5 protein-coding genes, 1 pseudogene and 1 riboswitch are annotated in these 8,890 nt (G+C 37.9%); of the genes and pseudogenes, 1 reads left to right on the forward strand and 5 read right to left on the reverse strand.

The features are described from left to right. The first annotated feature begins 454 nt into the window (after nucleotides 1–454). A riboswitch (cobalamin riboswitch) is annotated at nucleotides 455–656 on the forward strand. A gap of 158 nt (nucleotides 657–814) precedes the next feature. Beyond that, complete coding sequence (locus tag B091_RS0110950) at nucleotides 815–2,188, forward strand: hypothetical protein (protein WP_018110038.1); 1,374 nt, start codon at nucleotides 815–817, stop codon at nucleotides 2,186–2,188. Nucleotides 2,189–2,259: 71 nt separating this feature from the next. Here the strand turns inward: B091_RS0110950 and B091_RS0110955 are convergent, their stop codons facing one another. The 5 genes and pseudogenes from B091_RS0110955 to B091_RS12180 all read right to left on the reverse strand — a co-directional run. Further along, a complete protein-coding gene (locus B091_RS0110955; protein WP_018110039.1) occupies nucleotides 2,260–3,753 on the reverse strand; it encodes an MBOAT family O-acyltransferase in 1,494 nt (497 codons plus the stop codon). Further along, on the reverse strand, nucleotides 3,734–4,624 hold the full coding sequence (locus B091_RS0110960; RefSeq protein ID WP_040368895.1) for a GDSL-type esterase/lipase family protein: 891 nt from the start codon (nucleotides 4,622–4,624) through the stop codon (nucleotides 3,734–3,736). Before B091_RS0110960 ends, B091_RS0110955 begins: the two co-directional genes overlap by 20 nt. Beyond that, nucleotides 4,611–6,068 carry an SGNH/GDSL hydrolase family protein gene (locus tag B091_RS0110965; RefSeq protein WP_018110041.1) on the reverse strand — a complete coding sequence of 486 codons (1,458 nt, stop codon included), beginning with the start codon at nucleotides 6,066–6,068 and terminating at the stop codon, nucleotides 4,611–4,613. Before B091_RS0110965 ends, B091_RS0110960 begins: the two co-directional genes overlap by 14 nt. Before the next feature lie 136 nt (nucleotides 6,069–6,204). After that, nucleotides 6,205–6,498: a PG0541 family transporter-associated protein gene (locus B091_RS0110970; RefSeq protein ID WP_018110042.1), complete on the reverse strand. Its 294-nt coding sequence runs from the start codon at nucleotides 6,496–6,498 to the stop codon at nucleotides 6,205–6,207. A 28-nt stretch (nucleotides 6,499–6,526) separates the two neighbouring features. Next, nucleotides 6,527–8,704 (reverse strand): annotated as a pseudogene (locus tag B091_RS12180) (efflux RND transporter permease subunit); the annotation flags it as partial. Nucleotides 8,705–8,890 lie beyond the last annotated feature (186 nt).

The following is an 8,890-nucleotide window of genomic DNA, read 5'->3' on the forward strand; positions in this document are numbered from 1 at the left end:
GCAAGCTTCTACCTGAAATTCGAAAAACTTCTTTTCTGCCAGTATGTCATTTTCTCGTGGCCTTAACCTCGAGGCCTTGTCTCTTACAAAGCGAGTGCAAAAGTATAGCATAGGATTGCGAATTCCAAATGCATTTGCACTTATTTTGAATAGATTTTAGAGGCTTATACATAACAAGCTATCAATCCACAGGTTAGCATATGAAATAATTTTACATAGTTTTTAATGGGGGTTACAAGTCCTCCTTTACTACTCCTTATTATATAAAGTTTATTTTATTACTGAACTGTTGCAGTAAAACCACTACGGTGGAAATCTAAAATGAGCTACTCCCTTGGGGGCTCCGAGTAGGTCGAAGTGGACAAACCAGTAAGGATATAGATACTCAATGAACTAGAATAAGGATCATGCAACATAAATATGCTTTAATTTAATTTAATTAATAAATATAGGTATCTTTGGATAAGATTTTGGTTCTATAGCTGGCTCTCACCAACTATAGTTAAAAGGGAATCAGGTTGAAATCCTGAACAGACCCGCTGCTGTAAGCTTCAACCCAAAGTCTATGAATAATTAAATCCACTGTTCAGTTTAAGAATGGGAAGGAGTTCATAGATGAAGCAAGTCAGAAAACCTGCCAAGACTATTTTAAACCAACGGCTTTCGAGGACTAAGGCTTTAGGACATGTTTTTATCGGCATTACACTGTGCTTATAAAATATTCATCCACATCTCTACCCCTTGAAGGTTATTAGAATTAGACAGTGAAACTCACTGTGACAAATACTTTTAATAATTATTCAATCATCTCAAAATGAAAACAAAAAAACATTATTTAGGCCAAGTATTATTCGCCTTCTTACTTATCGTCTCTTTTACAGCTTGTAAAGACAATGATAAAACTCAAAAAGGAGAAGAAGATCTGGAGTATGTACTCACGAAAGAGGATGTATCTTTTCCAGATACTGAAGAAAAAACTCAGTCTGCAAAAATTGGAGAGCCACTGGAAATAGAGGTTACTACGATATCAGACAAAGACTTATCGTTCAAATGGTATATAATCAATGAAGAACCCAGCACTAGGTCAGAAAAAACAAAAGTTAGTACCGAAAAGAATCTGAACTATGCATTTCTAGATCCTGGAACTTTCCAACTCAGCCTTGAAGTTTCACAAGGCTCTATTCGCTTCGAGTATCCATATCCAGCTCAAATTGAAGTGGGATTTGGAGAAATCACCCCACCCTCTGAAAATGCAACTCCATATATAACTAAGGTAATCGAATACCTTCCAGCTGTAGGACAATTCACAAATGACCTACCGAAGTATGTAAAAGGAGATACACAGGAAATAATGAATGAAAAAGCTCTCGCCTACATTGGAGGCAAAGGTAAAGGTATGATTAGTCTTGGAGGTTTCGGCGGATACGTTACGGTAGGTTTTGACCATACTATTGAAAACGTGAAAGGTAAACGAGATTTCAGAGTTATTGCTAACGCCTTTTATGCAGCGGCCAATCCAGACCCTAACGCTCCTTTGGGTGGTAGTTGTGAACCAGGTGTTATTATGGTAGCCTATGACTCAAACAAAAATGGCGAAGCTGACGAGTGGGAATGGTTCGAGATTTCAGGGAGTGCGCACAAAGACCCTACCAAAGAATTGTGGTATGACAAAGCCGTTAAAGATAGTAATGACGTTAGACTGATACCCAATTACGAAATAACATATTTCAAACCTGAAGAAGAACCAGCAAACCCAAATGAACCTGAGTATATCCGCTGGGAAGACAACCAAGGTCAGAAAGGGTATAAAGCAAAAAATAATTTCCATAAACAATCTTACTACCCTCAGTGGGTAAAAGAGGATAAGCTAACCTTTAAAGGAACACGTTTACCTCAAAATGGGGTAGATGAAAGTGGTGAGGGATCTTACTACGTATTGTACAAATTTCGTTACGGTTATGCCGATAACGAACTGAATAATAAAGATGATTCAGCCGTAGATATCGACTGGGCAGTAGATAAAAACGGAAATAAAGTTCATCTTCCAGGAGTGGACTTCATCAAAGTATATACAGGTGTAGATCAAGAGAACGGCTGGTTGGGTGAATGCTCAACAGAAATAACTCGGATTGAAGACTTACACCTATTAGGAGTAGATATAGACACAAGATCAGAGGAAGAAGAATAAAAGCTAGGCTAATATACAATAGAGAAAGGTGTACACTATAATCAAAATAGTTGTACACCTTTCTTTGTATGTTAGAATTGAAAGTATATGAAGGGTTGAATATCGCTGCTCTTAATTTGCATAACAAAGAATATCAATGCTAAAAAGACAAAAGCCTTAACCAAAAGAGGCATCCTAGTTATCGTCCCAGAGAACATAACTTCAGATTTCTTTGGCAGAAAGTGCAAAAAGAAACCAATACCCATCAGAATAAATACTTTCCAATAACCTGTAACTAATTGTGGAAAAACACCTGCGTTAAACTTAAAGAGAATCTGATTGATCATATCGATTGCAGCTGAAAAGCTAGTATGTCTGAAAAATATCCACGTCAAGCAGACAAAGTGGAAAGTTAAAACAATTCCAGCTAACCGTAGGAATCCCCTACTCTCAATCTCTTTAGTCTTTCCACGAACTTGCATTACAAGCTTATGAACAACAAGAGCAAATCCATGCATCCCACCCCACAATAGGAAGTTGAGAGAGGCGCCGTGCCAAAGCCCACCAAGCAACATAGTAATCATCAGATTAAAAAGCTGACGAATCTTCCCCTTTCGATTACCACCCAAAGAAATGTAAAGGTAATCTCGCAGCCAAGTAGATAGGGAGATATGCCATCTACGCCAAAACTCAGTAACACTGGCCGACTGATATGGGGAGTCAAAGTTCATATTAAACTTAAAACCCAATAGTAATGCTATACCAATAGCCATATCACTGTATCCAGAAAAGTCGCAATAAATTTGCAAAGCATAACCATAGACACCCATAAGGTTTTCAACACCCGAGTATAGTGTAGGATTATCAAAAATACGTTCGACAAAATTAACACTGATATAATCGGATATAATGGATTTCTTAAACAACCCACATATAATAAAGTACATCCCTCGTCCAAAATCATCTTTCGAGATAAACAAGGGTTTGTTTATCTGAGGTATAAAGTCACGGGCACGAACAATAGGTCCGGCAACAAGTTGTGGAAAAAAAGACACATAAAAGGCATAGTCGAGTAAACGATTAAGCGGTTCAATCCTTCCACGATAAACATCAATGGTATAGCTGAGAGACTGAAAGGTGAAAAATGAAATACCAACAGGCAAGAATATATCAAATGGAGAGAAATTAGAATCAACTATCTTAGATATCAGCTCTCCAAAAAAGTTAGTATACTTAAAGTAGAACAGAAGCCCTAAGTTAATGAACAAGCTAATCGCAACATAGACCTTCTTATTACGCTTTTGGGTATGTGCAGCTGTCCACTTGGCCAAAAAGAAATCAGAGCAAGTCACAACGGCCAATAAGAAGAAGTATATCCCACTACTTTTATAGTAGAAATAATAAGAAAAGGCAGTAACAAAGAGTATACGTGCAGTGTCTTTATGCTTAAGCCCGTAATATATTATTATAAAGCCCAAGAATAGCCATAAAAAGACTCCACTACTAAAAATCATGGGCCCGTCGGGATGGAATGTTAATTCTTTCAGGACTTTAGTCCAGTCGATATCAAAGGGTAATATATTCATTATAGGCTTTAATTAGGGCTTCACAAAAAAGATTAGCTTGAAGTTCATACCCTTCGGGTAAATAGTGAACATGATCGGGTCGAATTAATTTAGCGTCCTTCCAATTATTACAAGCATGTTCTTTTCCTCCAACAATGGAGTACATATCCCAATATGCTAAGTGATGTTCAAGGGCTACAGTCCGAATAAGCGAAGAGGCTTTAGCTGTTCTGGGGTTATTTCGGTAAACCCGCCTTCGGACACGGTCGAACGATCCTGGTGGGGTAGTTAATAAGATAGGCGTATCAGGTAAAACTACACGGATTGCGCCTAAAAGTCTGTCCAACTCTTTTTGGTGCATAGCAGCATTATATCGCCTACTATGACTCTCATTGGTACCAAATGAAAGGATCAAAAGATCTGGATTCGCTTGTTTGATTTGATCGATACGATTCTCTCTATAGAATGACAGTGCAGTAGCACCATTAACGCCAAAATCTTGATAATTTAAGCTAGGGAATATGTTCATCAATTCATCTTGCACTTTCTCGGTAAAAAAACCTCCTTTAATATGACTATCACCAACATGCAGTACTTTGACCGAATCACTTGCCAGCCCCCTAATAGATGAGTTCAGCTTTCGGAAGAAATTATTCAAAGAAAGATTCTGATCTACTATAACACTGGGTTGAACTCCCGTAAAAACTTCGGGTAGCCTTACTTGATAAGCTTCAAGGTTGACTTTCTCAAAGATTCTATTCAGTGGAGCAATCACAACTAGCTCTGTCTGCTCAGTCATGGGCAAAGGAAGTACGTCTTGCGCCTGAGCGATAAAACGAACCAAACCAAACGCAAAAATAAACGAAGTACGCAAAATTCTATTCACCAACATAAATTTCACCTTTATCATGGCCTGACTTGCCCAATTTCAACGATTCAAATAATTTTTTTGCTATTACTCGCCCACCTCTAAAATTGATATGGGTATAATCAAGATTAGCTTTAGCTGGCTGAGCTTTTACAAAGTCCCTCATACTATCTTCCCCTCCCATGGCTTCGAACATATTCCAAAAGGCAATATTATTCTCTTTTGCAATCTGTCGCTGTATCTGAATAAAGTATTTGATCTCTGGCATAGTGGTATATACACCATTCTCATTTTTATGGTCGCGATCACCTACACCAAGTAATAGAATTCCTGCTTGAGGGAACTGCTCTTTTAAATAACTAATTACTTGTTTCATCCTCACACGGTAATAATTATAATCAAAGACACCTGGAGAGACAATATTCAGACCATATTGCAATACAATCAAATTGTAAGGTCTAAGCTTATTAAAGTCGGATATATTTTTAGGAGGAATGCTATTGAGTGAATAGCCCGAACTTCCCCTAAGCGAGAAATTATCAAGGATAACGCCGGAGTCTCCATCCATAGCTACACCATAAAAGAGTGATGTCGAATCTGGTTTAACTGACCAACGTACTCTACCAATGGATCCCCTGACTTCAACAGATTGTAAATCGTCTGAAGGTTCAATCGAAAAAGAGAGTTGCTCTTGTTTATTGACTTTGGCTGCAATGTCGATCGTGTCACTATTTTTGAAGAAAATAGTTGAAATTGCACACGAATCAAGGTGACTACCGTAGCGCTTTTGACCTCTTAGCTCAATATAAGCATTCTTTGAAGCTCTAAAGTAGCGACCATCGACACCTTGATGTTTGTTTTTAAATCCTTTTTCATCTGTCACTGAGAAACTATCCCAACCGCCAAAAGAGTGAACTACCGTGGGACGGAAGCCGTTGGTTTCAGATGTGATAGACACATATCCTACACCAGAACCTCCATACTCAGTTTGAAGATAAGATCTCAAATCAGAAGTAAGTATATCACCTTCAATAAAAGAATCACCAAAAAATGCTATCCGAGCGTAACCTGCTGAATCGTGAGTTCTATTGAGAGACTCATAAAAAAGAGCCATACCACGCGAAGACGAATCACTATAATCGACTATATGAGTAATACCATCTGCATTGGTATCTTTACTAATCCATTTATCATCAGCAAGAACTTGTTTAGGACCAACCTGAATAATACTATCCTGAATAACCGATCTAAGGCTATCAGGAATATTAAGCGAGTCATTTTGGGTTAATTGAGTAGAGTCTAAAAGTTCATCTAAGTCGGGTATTTCAACTACGGGTAGGTCTTTGACTGAGCTAGCCGACTTCCGTACTTCAGAAAGTATATCGATCTTACGGAGGGTATGACCTGCGATCTCAATTGTAGGTAAAAAGTTTAATCCCCAAAGACCAAGAACTATTATGACGGTCATTAACAGGGTATATATCAAGTAATTCCTCATTATATATCTTAAAATATGGGACAAAGATAGGCAAATACGTAATACAAATTGGGGAGATTACTTATTTTTTTAAGCATCTCCCCAACTAACCATTAATCAATATATATCAAATAAATTGCTCTACATTCCATACGAATGCTCGCAACCCTAGCAAGTCATAAGCATCATCAATTCTTTTTAGCACTGTAAGTAAAGTATCAACTTGTTCATCTTCGACTACAGCTAAAATAGCAGAACCCATCGAAGGCCAAGCATGACTACCAAAATGAGGGTCACCAGTTTTAGATCCTCGTCCTTTGACACGGTCCCAATAGGTAAATCCTCGACAGTTAAGTCGATCCAAAGTCGCTACGACACGGTCATAGTGAGCCTGATCAAAAGTTATTAATACAGATTTCATATTATCATATTTATAAGTTTTCACTAAACTATCTATGTATCCCAGCAAAGAAAGTTTGCATTTCATTGTCTTGCTTTAGCTTTCTACGCTGGTATTTTAAGCCAGTACCAGCAAAAACGCAATACAACGTTGGGATTAAGACAAGGGTCAAAACTGTTGAAACAGAAAGTCCACCGATAACAGCAATAGCCATAGGTCTCCACATCTCAGCTCCTTGACCAGTACTTATAGCCATTGGAATCATCCCAAGAACAGTAGTCATTGTCGTCATTAGAACAGGTCTTAAACGACTTGTACCAGAGGTTATAACAGACAGTACTACAGACATACCTCGTTCTCGGCAAAGTGTTATATAGTCAATAAGTACAATACCATTTTTAACCACAATACCGATCAACATAATTGCACCCAACAAACTCATCACACTCAGTGTGCTATTGGTCATAAAGAGCGCCAGCAACACTCTACTTAAAGCAAAGGGAAGTGAGAACATTATAATAAAAGGATAAGTCAGCGATTCGAACTGAGCAGCCATCACGATGAAAACTAAAACTACGATAAGCAGAGCCAGTACACCTAAATCACCAAATGATTCTTGCAGGTCTTCATAAGAACCTGAAATACCGATGGATATTCCTTGTGGAAGGTCCATCTGTTCAATAACTTTATTTCCACCCGCCACAACATCTCCTAGTGCAGCACCAGAAATAAGAGCAGAAACAGTAACTATACGTTCCCTGTCTTTTCGTTCAATAGTTGGCGGCGAAGATTTTTCGATCACCTCACCAACATCTTTTACACGAATAGGTTGACCTAAGCTATTATAAATTACAATTTCTTCGATATTAGACAAGCTAGTTCTAAACTCGGGAGCATAGCGCACTTTAATATCATACTCATCGCCATCTTCACGATATTGAGAGGCTACAGCACCATTAACCCTATTTCTAAGGTAATTACCAGCAGTAGAGAGGTTAAGCCCATGAAGAGCTAGCTTTTCTCTGTCAAAATCCACTTGATATTCTGGAAGATAATCTCCTCTACTGATAGTAACTTCGGATACTCCCTCAACAGTTAATAGATTTTTTCTTAATTCTGTAGCAATACTATCTGTTACTAACATATCAAAACCATAGATTTCATAATCTGCCGAAGCTTGATTAGCAATACCTGTATTAGTCCCCCCCAATATCACCTGACTTTTAGAAAACTCAGGGTAACCCTTCAAGTCATCGCGCATCAAGTCACAAATTAAAGATAACTCTTTGTCACGGTCTTCAGGGTTAACCAAACTAATATTAAAGGTTATCACGTGACTACCATTATTTTGCATAGAAGCAGAAGCGTTATCAGAGTCGGCTTGTCCCACAGTGTAATTGCAAACCCTTAATTCGTCCTTATACTTAGTCATCCACAGATTTGTCAAATCTTGAGCTAGGGACTGCGATACTTCAGTACGAGTACCAATTGGTAACTCTAGTTCAACAGCAATACGAGCATTATCTTGAGCTGGAAAGAATTCAGTACTAATACCTTTCATGCAAAATAAACTTGCAACAAAGAATAGTGAGCATGAAATAATAACAATAGACCTGTGACGAACAGACCAAGTCAACAGATTGGCATATACAACATCAAGCCAATTAAGCCCACGGTTAACAGGAGTAAAGAATATCAAGAACAGCTTAGATGATGTTGTCTCTTTTTTAAGCATTTGAGAACACATCATAGGTGTTAATGTTAACGCCGCAATTGTCGAAACAAACATAATAGCACACATCATCCAACCTAACTGCTTAAACATCACGTCTGTTATTCCACTAACCAATGTTAGAGGAAAGAAAACTGCAATCATAGTCAGAGTTGAAGCTATAACTGACAAAGCAACTTCATTTGTACCATGTATAGAGGCTTGTTTAGGGTCTGAACCTCGTTCAATATGAGTTGTAACATTTTCAAGTACAACAATTGCATCATCCACAACCATACCAATAGCAATGGACAAAGAAGATAATGACACAATATTTATAGAATTCCCTGATACTGCCAGATAAATGAAAGAGGCAATTAAGGATAGTGGAATGGTTATACAGATAATTAGTGTGGCTCGCCATCGCCCTAAGAATACGAAAACAACGAGTACAACAAAGAGAAGGGCATAAATAACGGTTTCAACTAAACTGTTTATCGTATTGAGAATATTTTCTGGACACCCTCTCATAAAGTGTGTAAGTTAAAATGATGGGCTTGGGTAACAACTTTACCTGAGCCGTTGTTTTATAATAAAAAACTTAGACATGTATGAAAACAGAAGATTTAATCCCCGATGAGTTCTTTAAACAGTTCAAAACAGGTGAAGAACTAAACAACTTCCTTAAGTCCATTCAAAAGC

The sequence above is a fragment of the Bacteroides propionicifaciens DSM 19291 = JCM 14649 genome (genome assembly GCF_000375405.1).
In the GTDB taxonomy this organism is placed as follows: domain Bacteria; phylum Bacteroidota; class Bacteroidia; order Bacteroidales; family Bacteroidaceae; genus Bacteroides_E; species Bacteroides_E propionicifaciens.